Below are 16,274 nucleotides of genomic sequence, written 5' to 3'. Positions count from 1 at the left end.
CGCGCGATAACCGCGTGGAGGGCGGCGTCCAGGTCGTCATCATGCTGGCCATCGGCGGCGCAGCGGGGGCGGCCAGCTTCACCCATGTGCACAACGTCGCCGCCGCGCACGGTCAACCCGGCTGGCTGGCCTGGGCCGACGCGATCGTCCTAGAGCTGATGTCCATCGCCTCCGGCCTGGAACTCCGACGCCGTAAACGCGCCCACACCTCCACCGTGTTCCCAGCCACCGTGCTGGCCTGCGCCGTCACCCTGTCCCTGGCGGCGCAGGTCGTCGAGGCCGAACCCTCGATCATCGGCTGGGTCGCCGCCGCCGTACCCGCGCTCGGGTTCCTCGTCATGGTCAAGATCGCCCTCGGCCGAACCAGCACCGCCATGCCCGCCAACACCGGGACCGTCGGGGACCGCCGACTGGACGAGGCCGGACGGACCGGTCCGGACAGCGGACCGGACGAGACGGTGCGGTCCGCTGTCACGGCGGGGGAGCGGTCCAGCACCGGGACCGTCCGCTCACCGGATGCTCGTCGCCGGAGTGGCGGACGGGACCGGCAGCAGCGAGCGGACCGGGGACGGTCCGCGCAGCCGTCCGGCGACGTTGGCGAGCTGCTGCCGGCGGCGCGTATGGTCCGGGACCGGCTCGCCGCGGACGGGCAGACACTGACCCGGGCAGCGCTCGCTGAAGCCCTCCGCGCAGCCGGTCACACCGTGTCCAACACCCGAGTATCCAAACTCCTCAAGACTCTCAAGACCGAGCCGCCGACCGCACCCGTAACGGCCGTCGACCCGGTCGAGCCGACCAAACCGACGCCACCGCCTCTGTCACCGGAGCGCCGCAATGGCGCCCGAGCAGCCACCCCTACGCCGGTCGACCCCGGCGGGATCACCCCGCTCCTACCGCACAGCCATCCATCTCACAGCCAGGAGAAGCCTGATCATGATCAGCTCAACGAATCACGATGACGAGACCACCCGCATCACGACCGACAGCACCACCACCGTGCCCGGCGTCGGGGAGGTGTGGACGGTTGAGCGCATCCGTGCCCTCGGGGTGACCACCACCCTCGCCACCACCGCCTCGGTGCTCGGGATCAGCCGATCCCAGGCGTACCGGCTTGCCGCCACCGACCAGTTCCCTATACCGCTGATCCGGGCCGGCAGCCGCATCATCGTCCCGGTCGCCGCCCTGCTTCACCTCCTTCAACCCGACCCCGCCGCTACCGGCGGCGGGCGACTTGAAGCCGACGCGACGGTGAGCGTGGATGCGATGACCCCGCCACCAGCGGATTCCACCCGACATCGCTGGCGGCACCATACGAAGCATCCAGGAGACGATGAGTGAAGGGATCCACCTTCAAACGCTGCGGCTGCCGCGACAGCGTCACGGGCCGGCGACTGGGACGCTCCTGTCCCCAGCTTCGCCGGCCCGGCGGCGGCTGGTCCCGCACCCACGGCCACTGGCACTGGCAGATCGAGGTACCCGCCCGTGCCGACGGCACCCGCCGCCCACTGCGCCACGGCCCCTATGCCACCCAGGCTGACGCGGACGCTGTCCTGGATCGCATCCGGGCCGCGCTCGCTGTCCCCGATCCCACCGACCCGCACACGACCGTCAAGACCGGCGACTTGATTGAGGCCGCCGTCAAGACCGGCGCGCCCGTGCCCACCCCGGATCAGGTTCGACGGGCGCTGCACCTGGACATCACCCCGACCGAACTCCCGACGATGGAGGTGTATCTGACCGACTGGCTGGCGGGACGCAAGAACATCAAGGCAGGCACCCTGCGCTCCTACGAAGGGCACATCCGGCTGTACTTGATCCCGCACATCGGGCACCTGCGTATCGACCGGCTCCGGCCCGGTCACATCGACGCCATGTACGACGCCATTGCCGAACGCAACACCACCGTCGCAACCCTGCGCGCCAGCCGTGACCCCGCCAAACGCGACCAGGTCAAGAACCAGCGGATCGTCGGCCCACGGACCGTGCACCTGATCCACGCCACCCTGCGCAAGGCCCTCAACGACGCGATGCGCCGCCACCGCTACATCGACACCAACCCTGCCCTCATGGTCGAACTACCCACAGCCCGACCGCCCAAGCCCACCGTCTGGACCGACCAACGCATCCGCACCTGGCGCGACACCGGCAAGACCCCCAGCCCCGTCATGATCTGGACCCCCGAACACACCGGCAGATTCCTCGACCACACCCACGACGCCAACGACCGGCTCTACGCCCTCTACCACCTCATCACCTTCACCGGCCTACGCCGAGGCGAAGCCTGCGGCCTGCACTGGGATGACCTTGACCTCGACGCCCACACCCTCACGGTCCGCTGGCAACTCGTCCAACACGGCTGGGCCACCGCCATCGACACCCCGAAAACCACCGACAGCGAGGCTGCGGTCGCTCTCGACACCAAGACCGTGGCGGTGCTGCGAGCCCACCGTGCCCGGCAACACCGCGAACGCCTCGCGGCCGGGGCGGCTTGGACCAAGACCGGCCTGGTGTTCACCACCCCGGCGGGTGGGCGCCTTCACCCTGCCGACGTCACGGACCACTTCCACCACCTCGCCACCCAGGCCGGGCTACCACCCATCCGGCTCCACGACCTCCGCCACGGCGCCGCCACCATGGGTCTAGCCGCCGGCGTTCAAATGAAGGTCATTTCCAACCGGCTCCGTCACTCCAGCCCTCACTTCACGGCCAAGTTTTATGGCGACGTCCTCCCGGAGCTCTCTCACGCCGCCGCCGAAGCAACCGCCGCCGTCGTCCCACGGCGCGGTGGAACCGCAAGGCCGGTGTAGGTCGCAGGTTCGCCGCCTATCAGTCGCAGGGGCCAGCCGACGATGTCGTCGGCTGGTCCTACGCAGTATCAGCGTCTTGACCTCGATGAGGAGAACCGCAGATCACTCGATCCGTCGCTGATGGCTACGGAGACCCGGTGGCCAGGAGGCCGGCCGCCCGGCTGTGAACGCGGATATTGCCTCACGTTGGCATTCGAAACCGGCTCAAGCTGCGCGCCTGGCCAAGCCACTCTGCGGCCAGTTGAAACAGATGTCCCGACGTCCCTCGCCCACCCATCATCGCGCAGGCGCAATCTGCGGGATTGTCATCATCCTGGTGGCCGGCGGTGTGCTTGGTCTGGTGCTCTGCCTGCCAATCGAGCGCGCCAGCCTGGTCGGCGGCACGGCCGTCTCTGTGGTGGCCAGTGCTGCTCCGGCGTGGCTGAACCGCGGCGGGGGCGGCGTCAGGAGGCGGCCCAACGGTCGCAGGAGCTGATGATTTTGCGACGCCGCATCAGCAACTGCGAGAGCGGAGCGAGGACTGACAGGTACGGCAGCGTTGTGCTGGTCGCGCTGTTCGGCCAAGGCGCGATCCGGCGGGTCGCGTTGGAGCACGCCGCCGTTGCCGTCGACGACGATCGCCGCGTCATGATCGTGCTCTGCGACACCGATTCGGCGGCCGGGCCCACCCAGCCTGTCTACGGCCCGGGAGAAAGCCGATCGATGCTGTCGTGCCCGGCCAGTACTATGGCGCACCGTCGTGCAACCCCCACCGAGCTGAGAGGGGGGATGGATGTTCATCTCTGCCGTCTACATCCGCTTCTACCGCTCGTTCAACTACGACTACCTCCGCAAGGCTCATGAAGGCTTCGCTCCGGACCCATGGGACGTCCTCGAACCGCGCGATCTGCAGTACCCGTTCGTCCGGGTGCCGCTGGAAGACGGGATCACCACCGTGGTCGGTGCGAACGAGTCCGGTAAGAGCCAGCTCCTAGCCGCTGTCAAGCACGCTCTCACCGGCCTGGACATCGAGCGCAGCGACTTCTGTCGCTACTCGCAGTTCTTCGCCGTCGACAAGTCGATGGCCTTTCCCGACTTCGGTCTGGAGTTCAAGCACCTGGACGACGAGGACCGCGCCGCCGTGGCGAAAGCTGGCAGGATCAGCACCTCCCACGACGGTATCGACAGCTTCCTGTTGTTCCGCTTCAACGGCAAGGATCCCGTTATTTACCTGCCGGAGGCGGAGGGCTGGCAGCAGGTCGCGGTGAAGGACAAGAAGGCCCTCGACAGCGTCCTGCCTCGCTCGTTCGAGATCGACGCCAAAGTCGCGCTGCCCGAGAGCGTGCCGATCAAGTACCTGGCCGAGGCCAAGACCTCCATACAGACAGGCCCGCGCAAGGAGCGGTACGCGTTCCTCTCCATGATCATGGAGAACGCCGCCTCCCTGTTCGGTAACGCCGACGCCGTGCCCACGGCCGCCCCTCAACTGGTGAGCGCGTTCACGGCAGCGAACACCCAGACCGAGAAACACGAACGTCAACTGGCACTGGCCGACGACCTGCTCCTCAAGGTCGCGAAGATCGATCGCATCGCCTTCAAGGAACTCCTCAAGGCCGTCGAGGACGGCCGTGACGGCTTCGCCAACGGCATCGTGGAACAGATGAACCGAGCCTTGGCCGCATCGCTGAACTTCCCGAAATGGTGGTCACAGGACCACGAGTTTAAGCTGTTGCTGACCCTCCGTGACCAGGACCTGGTCTTCACCATCCGCGACCGCACTGGCACGGAGTACTCCGCTGATGAACGCAGCGGCGGACTGAAGTACTTCCTGAGCTACTTCGTGCAGTACCTTGCCCACGAGCCACCCAAATCGGGCATCCCGGAGATCCTGCTCATGGACGAGCCGGACGCCTACCTATCGAGCACCGGTCAGCAGGACCTGCTGCGCATCTTCGAGGACTTCGCCGACCCGCAGGACCCTGACCGGCAACCGTGCCAGGTGGTCTACGTGACCCATTCACCGTTCTTGATCGACAAGAACCACGGTGAACGCATCCGCGTCCTGGAGAAGGGCGAAGGCGACGAGGGCACGCGTGTGGTCCGGAACGCCGCCCGCAATCACTACGAGCCGCTGCGCTCGGCGTTCGGGAGCTTCGTCGCCGAGACCACGTTCATCAGCAACTGCAACCTGATGCTGGAAGGAACCTCCGACCAGGTCCTGCTCGCCGGTATGTCCGCCCGGCTTCGGTGGCAGAAGACCGCCGACATGGACAACCTCGACCTCAACACACTCACCCTGGTCCCCGCCGGGTCAGCCCAACACATTCCGTACATGCTGTACCTGGCCCGAGGCCGCGATGTCGACCGCCCGGCAGTCATCGTCCTGCTCGACAGCGACACCGCCGGAAACCAGGCGGTCAAGTCCCTCAAGAAGGGCCCGAACGGCAAGCCTGTCATCGACCCGGAGTTCATCCTGCAACTGGGCGACCTCCCTGCCGACACCGTCACCAGTTCGAACCCGACCGGCGTCACCGCCATCGAAGACCTCGTTCCCGCCCCTATCGGCATCGCCGCAGTCAAGCGCTACGCCGCCGAGTTCCTCGACCCGCAGCAGGCACAGAAGCTCCAGGCGCTCAAACCGAAGGACATCACCTTCGGTGACTGCGCAGGCACCCACGACGCGCTCGAAGGCGCGGCAGCAAGACTGGTCGACGGTTTCCACCTCGACAAGGTCGGCTTCGCCCGAAGCGTGCTCGACGTCGTCCGCTACGAGAACGACCTCACCCAGGCGGCAGAGAGTATGGACGCCAACTTTCGTGTCCTCTTCCGAGAACTTCGACAGCTCCAGCGGCGCGCACTGCGGGAGGCCGCCACAGAGAAGACCAGCGCGAAGATCAAGCGGCTCAAGCGCTCCTTCCTACTTGATCACCCCACCTGGGCCAGCCGCGAGGCCGCCCTCCTGCTGCTCGACGATATCGAGACCGGGCTCGACAGCTCCGTCGACGCCGAGGATCTGAAAAGCCAGATCCGCAGCGTACGCCGAGACTTCACCCTTGACGACGAGCCCACCGAACCGATCCCTGACTTCCCCGGCTTCCGGAGCGCCCTCGACAAGCTGGTATATCGCGAGATCAACGAGGCCCAAGAGGCATAGCCGAGCGCGCCCAGGTAGACGCGCGTCGACACGACCGAGCCCCGCCGGTCAGCGGCCGTTCCTCGTAGCCCTATGATCCGCACGTCCTACGGAATCCCTGCAGTTCGCCAGATGCTCCCAGACGGAACTACGTCCGGGGCATCTGCGGCGGGCGATGTCCTCCCGAGCTATCCCACGCCGCCGCCGAATCCACCGTCGCCGTCGTCCCTCGGCGTCGTGGCACGACCAAGCCGGCGTAGTCCGAGGGGCTGCTCACACATCGCCAGTAATGTTGCGTCAGCCGGCAGTGCCGCCCGCTGGCCGCACTCCAAGCCAAAGGAACAGGGCCGGACTGGCCGGCATCGGGGTGAGCCCTCGTCAGTGCCCGACGCTATCGTTAGGGCACGCAGTTCAGGCGTTGCTCACTGTGATGAATCTGTCGCTCAGCGGCATGTGAAGGATGGACGCCTCGGCATGGACAAGTCGCACTTTTGCCCCATCGCGGCTCCCGGGCAGGCTCTGCTCTCGACGTGGACAAGGGGGTGACGTGACGTTGGCTCTCAAGAAGTCGGACCTGTATAGCTCACTCTGGCGAAGCTGCGACGAGCTCCGCGGCGGCATGGACGCCAGCCAGTACAAGGACTACATCCTCACGCTGCTGTTCGTGAAGTACGTAACGGACAAGGCCAAGTCTGACCGAAGTTCGCTGATCGAGGTCCCCGCAGGAGGGTCGTTCGATGACATGGTCGCCCTCAAGGGTGACAAGGAGATCGGCGACAAGATCAACAAGATTATCGGCAGGCTCGCCGAGGCCAACGGGCTCGAGAAGGTCATCGACCTGGCCGACTTCAACGACGAGGAGAAGCTCGGCAAGGGCAAGGAGATGCAGGACCGGCTCTCCAAGCTGGTAACGATCTTCGCTGACCTGGACTTCCGAGGGAGCCGCGCCGAGGGCGATGACCTGCTCGGCGACGCCTACGAGTACCTGATGCGGCACTTCGCCACGGAGTCGGGCAAGTCGAAGGGGCAGTTCTACACCCCGGCCGAGGTCTCGCGCGTCCTCGCCAAGGTCGTCGGCATCGGACCGGACACCCGGCAGGACCACACGGTCTACGACCCCACGTGCGGGTCGGGCTCGTTGCTCCTCAAGGTGGCTGACGAGGCGCCACGGGGCATCACGATCTACGGCCAGGAGAAGGACAACGCGACCTGGGCGCTAGCCAAGATGAACATGATCCTCCATGGCAACGAAGACGCCGACATCCGCAAGGGCGACACGATCACCAACCCGCAGTTGATCACGGGCGTACAGCTGCGGACATTCGACTTCGCCGTCGCCAATCCGCCGTTCTCGATCAAGTCGTGGAGCAACGGCCTAGAGAACGAGTACGGCCGCTTCGAGTTCGGCCGGCCGCCGGCGAAGAACGGCGACTACGCCTTCCTGCTCCACATCCTCAAGTCCCTCAAGAGCAACGGCAAGGCCGCAGTCATCCTGCCGCACGGTGTGCTCTTCCGTAGTAACGCTGAGGCCGGCATTCGTAAGGAACTGTTGCGCCGTGGCTACATTAAGGCCGTCATCGGCCTGCCCGCCAACCTCTTCTACGGCACCGGCATCCCGGCTTGCATAGTCGTCCTCGACAAGGAGAATGCCCAGGCGCGGACCGGCGTCTTCATGATCGATGCATCCAAGGGATTCATCAAGGACGGCAACAAGAACCGCCTCCGAAGCCAAGACATACACAAGATCGTCGATGTCTTCAATCGGCAGATTGAGATCGAGCGCTACTCGCGCATGGTGCCGCTCCACGAGATTGCCGATCCGAAGAACGACTACAACCTCAACATCCCGCGCTACATCGATTCCTCCGAACCGGAGGACATCCAGGACCTCCACGCCCACCTGCACGGCGGCATCCCGGACCGCGACCTGGACGCGCTGAGCGGGTACTGGGAGGCGTTCCCGAGCCTTCGCGCCACGCTCTTCGAGCCAAACCGCCCCGGCTACAGCGACCTTGCGGTCGGCGTAACCGAGGTGCAGCAGACCATCCTGGACTCCGACGAGTTCCAGAAGTTCGCTACCGATGTGCGTGGCCAGGTTGACGACTGGTTCGCAGCCCACCGGCCCATCCTGCAAGCGATCGACGCCAACACCGTCCCGAAGGACCTGATCGCCCACATCAGCGACGATCTACTGGCCCGGTTCAAGGACACCCCACTGCTCGACGAGTACGACGTCTACGAGCAGCTTATGACGTACTGGCACGGCGTCATGCACGACGATGTCTTCCTCATCATGAACGATGGGTGGCTCGATGCGGCAAAACCTCGCAAGACCATCGAGGACAAGGAGCGCAAGCTTTCCGAAACCCCGGACCTAGTCGTTGGCTCAGGGCGTAGTGCCACGAAGTACAAGATGGACCTCATCCCGCCTGCGCTCGTCGTCGCCCGCTACTTTGCAAACGAGCAGGCCGAGGTCGACACGCTGAACGCGGCGGCCGAGGAAGCCGGCCGCGCCGTCGAGGAGTACGTCGAGGAGCACGCTGTCGAAGACGGCTTGCTCGCCGAGGCGATGGACGACGGCAAGATCTCAAAGGTGCTCGCTTCGACGCGGCTCAAGGTAGCCCGGCACGAAGAAGCTGACTCAGAAGAGATCAAGGCTCTCCAACACCTAATCAAGCTGTACAACGATGAAGCCATCGCCAAAAAGGCTGCCAAGGAGGCCCAGGCCGCGCTCGATCTGGCGACCCTCAAGAAGTACGGCGACCTCACGCTGCCCGAGATCAAGCAGCTTGTGCTCGACGACAAGTGGCACGCCACGGTCGCGGATCGCATTGCCCACGTGGGCAGCTCGCTGACGCTTGCCCTGGTTGCGCGGATCCAGGTACTTGGTGAACGGTACGCCGAGACCGTCAGTACGCTCGATGCCAAACTAGAGAGGCTCGAAGCGAAGGTCGCCACTCACCTGGCAGGCATGGGGGTCGAGTCATGACCTCGTTGACCACCTTGTCAACGTGGAACGAGATGGCGTTGCTCGACTTGGTGACGATCAAGAGCGGCCAAGTCGATCCCCGGGCACCTGCGTATCGGAACCTTCCGCTTATCGCACCGGACCACTTGGCTTCTCAGACGGGACGCTTGCTCAAGAAGGAGTCGGCAGCGGCGCAAGGTGCCATCAGCGGCAAGTACCTTGTGAAGCCCGGAGACGTCATCTACAGCAAGATTCGCCCATACCTGCAGAAGGCATACAAGTGCGACTTCGACGCACTCTGCAGCGCAGACATGTATCCGCTCACCCCGCGGCCAGGCGTCGACGCCTCCTTTGTTCTGCACACGATTCTTGGTAGCGACTTCACGAACTTCGCAACGAGTGTGTCTGCGAGGAGCGGGATCCCGAAGATTAACCGTGCAGAGCTGTCCGAGTACCGGCTGACCGTCCCACCCTCGCGTGAGCAGAGGGCGATCGGTCGCGCGCTAGATGACGTAGACGACTTGATTGCCACGCTGGAGCGGATGATTGCCAAGAAGCAGGCAATCAAGCATGGCATGATGCAGCAGCTCCTGACCGGCACGACCCGCCTCCCTGGTTTCACGGAACATTGGGAGCTGAGGCGACTTGGTGATCTACTGGCGTACGAGCAGCCTGGCCGTTATTTGGTGTCGAGCACCGAGTACGGTGATGTCGGTACGCCAGTTCTGACTGCCGGTAAGACCTTCGTCCTTGGCCGCACAACGGAGAGGCACGGCATTTACTACTCGGTGCCGGTAATCATCTTCGATGACTTTACTACGGCATCAAAGTTCGTCACCTTTCCGTTCAAGGCGAAGTCTTCGGCAATGAAGATCTTGAGCGCTCGCTCGGGTGTGAATCTTCGTTACATGTATGAACGGATGCAGTTGATCGACTACCCAGTCGTCGACCACAAGCGACGATGGATCGCGGAGTACAGCAAGATCGAGGTCGAAGTTCCCGACGACGCCGAGCAGCGTGCGATTGCGTCGGTCATCGATGACGCAGGCGCAGAGGTCAACGCACTGGAGGTTCGCATCGCTAAGGCTCGTGCGATAAAGGCTGGAATGATGCAGGAGCTCCTGACTGGCTCTACTCGTTTGCCAGTGGAGGCTGCGTCATGAGTAACGTCGGGCAACCTGAGCGCAAGGCTCAAGACCGCGTCATTGAGCTGTTTCGGGATTCGTTGGCTTACGAGTACCTCGGCAACTGGGAGTACCGCGACGGGAACTCGAACGTCGAGGTCGAACTGCTTGCGCAAAACCTCCGTGCTCGCGGCTACAGCGACAACCTCATCAACAAGGCGGTCGACAAACTGAAGAGCGACGCCTCGCTCGGTGGTGGCCGTGACCTGTACGAAGCGAACCGTGACGTCTACGGCCTGCTGCGCTACGGGGTGAAGGTCAAGCCCGGTGTGGGCGAGCAGACGGAGACGGTGTGGCTCATCGACTGGGCACGCCCGGAGGCCAACCACTTCGCCCTGGCCGAGGAAGTGACGGTGTTCGGGCAGCACACCAAGCGCCCTGACATCGTGCTGTACGTCAACGGCATCGCCTTCGGGACGCTTGAGCTGAAGCGCTCGAAGGTCGCGGTTTCCGAGGGCATCCGGCAGAGCTACGGGAACCAGCGTCCCGAGTTCATCCGGTCGTTCTTCACGACGGTGCAGCTCGTGATGGCTGGCAACGACGTGGAAGGGCTGCGCTACAGCGTCATCGACACGCCGGAGAAGTACTGGCTGGCGTGGCGTGAGCCGTCTGACATCGCCGACCCGCTCGATCGTTCCCTGACCCAGCTCTGCTCGAAAGAGCGTCTGCTTGAGCTGGTCCACGACTTCATGGTGTTCGACGCGGGACAGAAGAAGACCTGCCGGCACAACCAGTACTTCGGCGTCAAGGCGGCGCAGGAGCGCATCGCCAAGCGCGAGGGTGGCATCATCTGGCACACGCAGGGGTCCGGCAAGTCGCTGACCATGGTGTGGCTGGCCAAGTGGATTCGCGAGAACCAGCCGGATGGCCGCGTGCTGCTCATCACCGACCGCACCGAGCTGGACGAGCAGATCGAGAAGGTCTTCCGTGGTGTCAACGAGTCGATCTACCGGACCAAGAGCGGCGCCGACCTGCTGACCACCCTCAACACGAGCGAGGAGTGGCTGGTCTGCTCGCTGGTCCACAAGTTCCGCGGCTCGGAGGACGAGTCGGCCCGCGACCAGGCCGAGAGCGGGTTCATCCGCGAGCTGAATGCGACCGTCCCCAAGGACTTCCGCGCCAAGGGCAACCTCTTCGTCTTCGTTGACGAGGCTCACCGGACCCAGTCGGGCAAGATGCACGACGCCATGAAGGCGCTCATGCCGGGTGCCATGTTCATCGGCTTCACCGGCACGCCGCTGCTCAAGGCCGACAAGGCCACCACGATCGAAAAGTTCGGCAGCTTCATCCACACCTACAAGTTCGATGAGGGTGTGGCCGACGGCGTTGTGCTCGACCTGCGCTACGAGGCGCGCAACATCGACCAGGAGCTGACCTCACCCGAGAAGGTTGACAAGTGGTTCGAAGCCAAGACCAAGGGCATGACGGACCTATCCCGCGCTGAGCTCAAGAAGCGCTGGGGCACCATGCAGAAGGTTGTCAGCTCGGAGCCGCGTGCCCGGCAGATCGTCAACGACATCCTGCTCGATATGGAGATCAAGCCGCGCCTGTCGGATGGCCGCGGCAACGCCATTCTGGTCAGTTCGAGCATCTACCAGGCGTGCAAGTTCTACGAGCTATTCACGCAGGCCGGGTTCAAGGGCAAGTGCGCCATCGTCACGTCGTACGCGCCGCAGGCTGGCGATATCGCGAAGGAAGACTCCGGCCACGGCGCCACCGAGCGACTGCGCCAGTACGAGATCTATCGGCAGATGCTCGCCGACCACTTCAACGAGCCTGCCGACAAGGCGATGGCCAAGGTCGAGCAGTTCGAGAAGGACGTCAAGGACCGCTTTATCAACCATCCCGGTCAGATGCGCCTGCTCATTGTCGTCGACAAGCTCCTGACCGGCTTCGACGCCCCAAGCGCTACCTACCTGTATATCGACAAGAAGATGCAGGATCACGGGCTGTTCCAAGCCATCTGCCGAGTCAACCGGCTCGACGGCGATGACAAGGACTACGGCTACATCGTCGACTATCGAGACCTGTTCAACTCGCTTGAGTCCGCGATCACCGACTACACTGGTGGCGCTCTGGAAGGCTACGAGAAGAAGGACATCGAGGGCCTGCTGTCCGACCGGATCGAGAAGGCCCGCGAAGACCTCGACGAAGCTCTGGAGAAGATCCGGGCACTGTGTGAGCCGGTCGAGCCGCCGAAGAACACCTTGCAGTACCAGCAGTACTTCTGTGCCCGCGAGCAGGGCAACGCCGAGCAGCTTAAGGCCAACGAGCCCAAGCGCGTGGCGCTGTATAAGGCTGTGGCAGCCGTGACTCGCGCGTACGGCAACCTCGCCAACGAGATGAACGCCGCTGGCTACAGCGATGCCGAAGCCGCAGCGATCAAGGACGAGATCAACCACTATGCCAACGTGCGCGACGAGGTCAAGCTGGGCGCCGGCGAGAACGTCGACTTCAAGCAGTACGAGGCTGGCATGCGCCACCTGCTCGACACGTACATCAGCGCAAAACCCTCGGAGGTGGTGTCCGACTTCCAGGACGCCGGGCTTATTCAGCTGATTGTGCAGATGGGTGCCGGTGCGCTCGACAGGCTTCCCGCAGGAATCAAGAAGGACCCTGAAGCGGTAGCGGAGACGATCACCAACAACATGCGCAAGGTGATCATTGACGAGCGCGCAATGAACCCTAAGTACTACGACAAGATGTCCGAACTGCTCGACGCCATCCTCGAAGAGCGGCGTCTGGGAGCACTGAACTATAAGGACTACCTCGCCAAGCTCCTGGAGCACGCGACCAAGCTCGGCAAGGGCGAGTCCGACACCGAATACCCGGAGTGGGCCAATAACGGTGCTCGCCGAGCCCTGATCGACTTCTTCTGGCCTTCAACCGAGATCGCTGTCGAGATCGACATGACGATCCGACACACTAAGCCGGACTCGTGGGTAGGTAACCCGATCAAGGAAAAGAAGGTCAAGCGCGCAATCGCTCGGGCGCTGCCGGATGACTTCGACCGCCTTGATGAACTGTTCGAGCTGGTACGGGCACGCTATGAGTACCGCTAGCGCCCACCTGACGGTCCTTGGCATCGACGTTGAAGTCATCTACAAGGACATCAAGAACCTGCACATCGGCGTCTATCCGCCACTCGGGCGGGTCCGGGTCGCAGCTCCACACAGGCTTGACGACGAGCACGTTCGATTGGCCGTGATTCAGCGGTTGCCGTGGATCAAACACCGGCGTGAGCAGCTGCGCTCGGCCGCGCGCCAGTCCGAGCGAGAGATGGTCACAGGCGAGTCCCACTATGTTTGGGGCGTTCGCCACCGAATGAAGGTCATAGAGCGCCCAGGGCGGACGCACTTCGAGGTAGACGGCGAACGGCTGCTGCTGTACGTCCCGGAAGGCACCACAGTTGAACGACGACGTGAGTTGCTCGATCGGTGGTATCGGGAGCAGCTACGACAAGCGATTCCAAACCTCATTGCCAAGTGGGAACCGATCCTGGAAGTGTCGGTGCCGCGATGGACAATCAGGCGCATGAAGACCAAGTGGGGGTCATGCAACCGGGAGAGCGGGCACATTTGGTTCAACGTTGAGCTTGCCAAGAAGAACCCAGACTGCTTGGACTACATCGTCGTCCATGAGATGACGCATCACCTTGAACGCAACCACGGCCCGCGCTTCACCAAGCTCATGGACCGGTTCATGCCCAGCTGGCGGAGTCTTCGCGACCAGCTAAACGATGCTCCTCTAGCCGAGGAGACCTGGTGAGGTTCGGACTCGCGAAGGCGATATCGGGTGCTCGACGGGTGCAGTCGCTGAGTACGGGCTCCAGTCGGTTCACCTCACTACGCTCGACCGGATATCCCAGGTACGCCCCAGCGGCCCAGCAGTTCAACCGGCGTCAACTGACCCTCATACCCGGGAGACACAGCCGAAGCGTGGACGGTTGAAGGCGGCGAGATGAGCGGAAAGGTCCATGAGAACGCCGTCCGGGACGCTCTGGCGTCCCGGCTCGCCCTGATCGAGCCGGGACTGAAGTGCGTTGCCACGGCGTATCGGCTGCCAAGCCGGGTGGGCGCTGGCGGACGGATCGACATCCTCGCACGGGACACCACCGGCAGCTTCGTGATTATCGAGTTGAAGCGTACGGAAGCCGCCGCTGAGGTGGCGCTGCACGAGCTGCACAAGTATGTGGAGCTGACGTCCGCGTGGTTCTCGCGGCGGTGGAATGGCGCGGGCTGCATGCCGCGTTCAGCCAGGCGGCCCGGGAGTGGTCCATGGATCTACGTGGGTACCGGTTGACGCTGGACGCTGACGGAGTGACTCCGATCGGTGCTGGCCCGGTGCAGCCGCTGGCAGAGGCCATTGTTCAGGAGCTGACCCCAATTCAGCTGCTGGTACAGACGCGTACCGGCAACCTCGACGCGATCTGGCGCTGGGCCCTACGTGAGTTGCAGGCGGCCGGCGTACGCCACGTGGTCGGCTTCGAGGTCGCTCACTCGACGTACGACCCAGGCATATATCTCGTGCTCGGTCGGATGCCGCCACTCGTTTCTGATGTGGACAGCGGCGACGAGGTCGGGTGCGGCACCGCGGACGATGACGGATGGGAGGAAGAAGCACCCGACGTCTCCGACGCACCACCTGGGTACGAGGCGGAGCACCGCGCACAGGGATGGCTGTGCCGATCGTTCAACTCCTTCCAGATCCAGTTGGGGCATCCGCATGTCCTCGCGCAACTGGCAGCCGACCCGGACTGGACCGCACGCTCGGCTCGATCCTGGCGAACGTGGCAGGCCTCGACCGCATCGACGAGAACCACCTCACCAACTGGATGTATGACCACCTGAGAGTCATCACGGTGCCCTGCGACGACGCGGACACCCTCGGCAGACTCGAGGAAGCCGTACTGGGGGAGATGGACCCGGTCCTCAACCTCAAAGGCATGTCTCGGACGGCTATCCGGGCTCGCATTACGGAGCTTCGGCGCAGATACACCTGAAACTCCGTCTCCGCGGCACTGCGGCGCAGCGAGGTGTCAAGCTGAAGCTACCTAGGGTGAGTCGGCGGCGGGGTGACGCAGCTTGCGCTCCGCGGCGTCCGTCCCGGGACGAGCCCCTCAGCGAGATTTGGTTGACGCCGGGCTGATGATCAGCCTGTGACGTCTGGAAAATTCTTCGGGCCGGATTTCGTTGCGCGCCACCGACAACAGTTCGGCGACCTGCCCTCCGACCGCCGCCGGCTGACCTTTGACATCGCAGTCGAGCCGCAATTTCAGCACTGGCGGGACTGGTACGACGAGCAGCTCGCCCTGCTCCCTTCCTCTGACGCCGAGCAGCTAGCCGGCAGGCTCTGGAAGGACGAGTTCTTCTGGCCCGTCACGATGGAGTTGGCAGCGGGCGCTGCGCTGCGGTCAGCGGGATACCTCGTTGCGTACGAACGCCAGTACGGTGGCTTGACACCGGACTGGACGGTGCTATCGCCTGACGACGACCCGGTCATGTTCGTCGAGGTCCACACCGACCAGCCTCCACGAGAGACGTTCGCACGCCAACGAGCCTGGAAGGCGCTTGAACAACGCATCGCGAAGATTTCTGTCGGTGTTGTGCTCGTTCTCAAGGCCGGCAACATGCCGCCCAAGGTGCCCGACGCCGGCACGGCTAAGAAGGTCGCCCAAGAGGTACGCCAGCGCCTGCTGCAGTCCCCATCGGCCACCAGTATCACCGCCTACGGATACACCTTCCTGGTGCTCGCCGATCGCTTCGGCCCGGTTGCCTCGGCTAATGGACTATTCGCACAGTTCGCCGCACCGAGTGGAGTAGCTGGCCCTGTCGATGCCGCACGACTGACGCGGGCGGTCAACGACAAGGTGCGCAAGTACGCGGATCTGGCGGCCCGCTACGACGTTCCCCTAGTGATCGCCGCCGGCGCTCACCGCTTCACCAGGGTAGACCTGGATGACGTAGACAGGTTGATTGCCGGCGAGCCTACGATCAGCTTCCAGTTCAACATCGGCGATGCGTTCATTGGCGCGCAAAAGATCAACTTGGCCCATCCGCCGCGATGGGTCATGCCTGCTGATCTCTCCGCGTTGCTGTGGATCGACAACCAGCCGCCCTTCGCAACGAGCAATGCTCGAAACCTGTGGATGAGCGTCGGGAGGCGTACCCTCCCGACGAGTTCCAAGCCAGGAATCGAGTAGA

General features: G+C 63.9%; 12 protein-coding genes. All 12 read left to right on the top strand.

Annotation, left to right across the window (positions count from 1 at the left end):
• Positions 1–41: 41 nt before the first annotated feature.
• On the top strand, positions 42–959 hold the full coding sequence (locus tag FF096_RS22215) for a DUF2637 domain-containing protein (protein ID WP_155221542.1): 918 nt from the start codon (positions 42–44) through the stop codon (positions 957–959).
• Positions 934–1,338 carry an AlpA family transcriptional regulator gene (locus FF096_RS22210; RefSeq protein WP_155221500.1) on the top strand — a complete coding sequence of 135 codons (405 nt, stop codon included), beginning with the start codon at positions 934–936 and terminating at the stop codon, positions 1,336–1,338. The genes FF096_RS22215 and FF096_RS22210 overlap by 26 nt, the downstream gene beginning before the upstream one ends.
• Positions 1,335–2,807, top strand: a complete 1,473-nt coding sequence (locus FF096_RS22205; protein WP_309223761.1) for a tyrosine-type recombinase/integrase — start codon at positions 1,335–1,337, stop codon at positions 2,805–2,807. The genes FF096_RS22210 and FF096_RS22205 overlap by 4 nt, the downstream gene beginning before the upstream one ends.
• A gap of 772 nt (positions 2,808–3,579) precedes the next feature.
• Positions 3,580–5,940, top strand: coding sequence for an AAA family ATPase (locus FF096_RS22200; RefSeq protein WP_155221499.1), 2,361 nt, complete (start codon positions 3,580–3,582; stop codon positions 5,938–5,940).
• 553 nt (positions 5,941–6,493) lie between these two features.
• Positions 6,494–8,908: a type I restriction-modification system subunit M gene (locus FF096_RS22195; RefSeq protein WP_255456689.1), complete on the top strand. Its 2,415-nt coding sequence runs from the start codon at positions 6,494–6,496 to the stop codon at positions 8,906–8,908.
• Positions 8,905–10,050 (top strand): restriction endonuclease subunit S, encoded by a 1,146-nt coding sequence (locus FF096_RS22190; RefSeq protein WP_155221498.1) that lies wholly within the window; start codon positions 8,905–8,907, stop codon positions 10,048–10,050. Before FF096_RS22195 ends, FF096_RS22190 begins: the two co-directional genes overlap by 4 nt.
• On the top strand, positions 10,047–13,133 hold the full coding sequence (locus FF096_RS22185; protein WP_155221497.1) for a type I restriction endonuclease subunit R: 3,087 nt from the start codon (positions 10,047–10,049) through the stop codon (positions 13,131–13,133). The genes FF096_RS22190 and FF096_RS22185 overlap by 4 nt, the downstream gene beginning before the upstream one ends.
• Entirely contained in the window at positions 13,120–13,839 is a 720-nt protein-coding gene (locus tag FF096_RS22180) for a M48 family metallopeptidase (RefSeq protein WP_155221496.1), read from the top strand. Before FF096_RS22185 ends, FF096_RS22180 begins: the two co-directional genes overlap by 14 nt.
• Positions 13,840–14,031: 192 nt before the next feature.
• A complete protein-coding gene (locus tag FF096_RS22175) occupies positions 14,032–14,373 on the top strand; it encodes an endonuclease NucS domain-containing protein (RefSeq protein ID WP_155221495.1) in 342 nt (113 codons plus the stop codon).
• The gene (locus FF096_RS22170) at positions 14,349–14,921 is read left to right on the top strand and encodes a hypothetical protein (protein WP_155221494.1); all 573 of its coding nucleotides are present in this window, start codon (positions 14,349–14,351) and stop codon (positions 14,919–14,921) included. The genes FF096_RS22175 and FF096_RS22170 overlap by 25 nt, the downstream gene beginning before the upstream one ends.
• Positions 14,861–15,073 carry a GIY-YIG nuclease family protein gene (locus FF096_RS27545; RefSeq protein ID WP_375335370.1) on the top strand — a complete coding sequence of 71 codons (213 nt, stop codon included), beginning with the start codon at positions 14,861–14,863 and terminating at the stop codon, positions 15,071–15,073. Before FF096_RS22170 ends, FF096_RS27545 begins: the two co-directional genes overlap by 61 nt.
• Before the next feature lie 156 nt (positions 15,074–15,229).
• Positions 15,230–16,273: a hypothetical protein gene (locus FF096_RS22165; RefSeq protein ID WP_155221493.1), complete on the top strand. Its 1,044-nt coding sequence runs from the start codon at positions 15,230–15,232 to the stop codon at positions 16,271–16,273.
• Position 16,274 lies beyond the last annotated feature (1 nt).

Origin of the sequence: Micromonospora sp. CP22, from assembly GCF_009712475.1 — a bacterium.
GTDB lineage: Bacteria > Actinomycetota > Actinomycetes > Mycobacteriales > Micromonosporaceae > Micromonospora.
The sequence above is the reverse complement of the archived record's forward strand: the minus strand, read 5'-3'. Positions and strand labels throughout refer to the sequence as shown.

Excerpts from the sequence above, each read along its gene's own strand:
- FF096_RS22215 (WP_155221542.1), top strand. The coding sequence starts at position 42 with ATGCTGGCCATCGGCGGCGCAGCGGGGGCGGCCAGCTTCACCCATGTG.
- FF096_RS22210 (WP_155221500.1), top strand. The coding sequence starts at position 934 with ATGATCAGCTCAACGAATCACGATGACGAGACCACCCGCATCACGACC.
- FF096_RS22200 (WP_155221499.1), top strand. The coding sequence starts at position 3,580 with ATGTTCATCTCTGCCGTCTACATCCGCTTCTACCGCTCGTTCAACTAC.
- FF096_RS22190 (WP_155221498.1), top strand. The coding sequence starts at position 8,905 with ATGACCTCGTTGACCACCTTGTCAACGTGGAACGAGATGGCGTTGCTC.
- FF096_RS22185 (WP_155221497.1), top strand. The coding sequence starts at position 10,047 with ATGAGTAACGTCGGGCAACCTGAGCGCAAGGCTCAAGACCGCGTCATT.
- FF096_RS22180 (WP_155221496.1), top strand. The coding sequence starts at position 13,120 with ATGAGTACCGCTAGCGCCCACCTGACGGTCCTTGGCATCGACGTTGAA.
- FF096_RS22175 (WP_155221495.1), top strand. The coding sequence starts at position 14,032 with ATGAGCGGAAAGGTCCATGAGAACGCCGTCCGGGACGCTCTGGCGTCC.
- FF096_RS22170 (WP_155221494.1), top strand. The coding sequence starts at position 14,349 with ATGGATCTACGTGGGTACCGGTTGACGCTGGACGCTGACGGAGTGACT.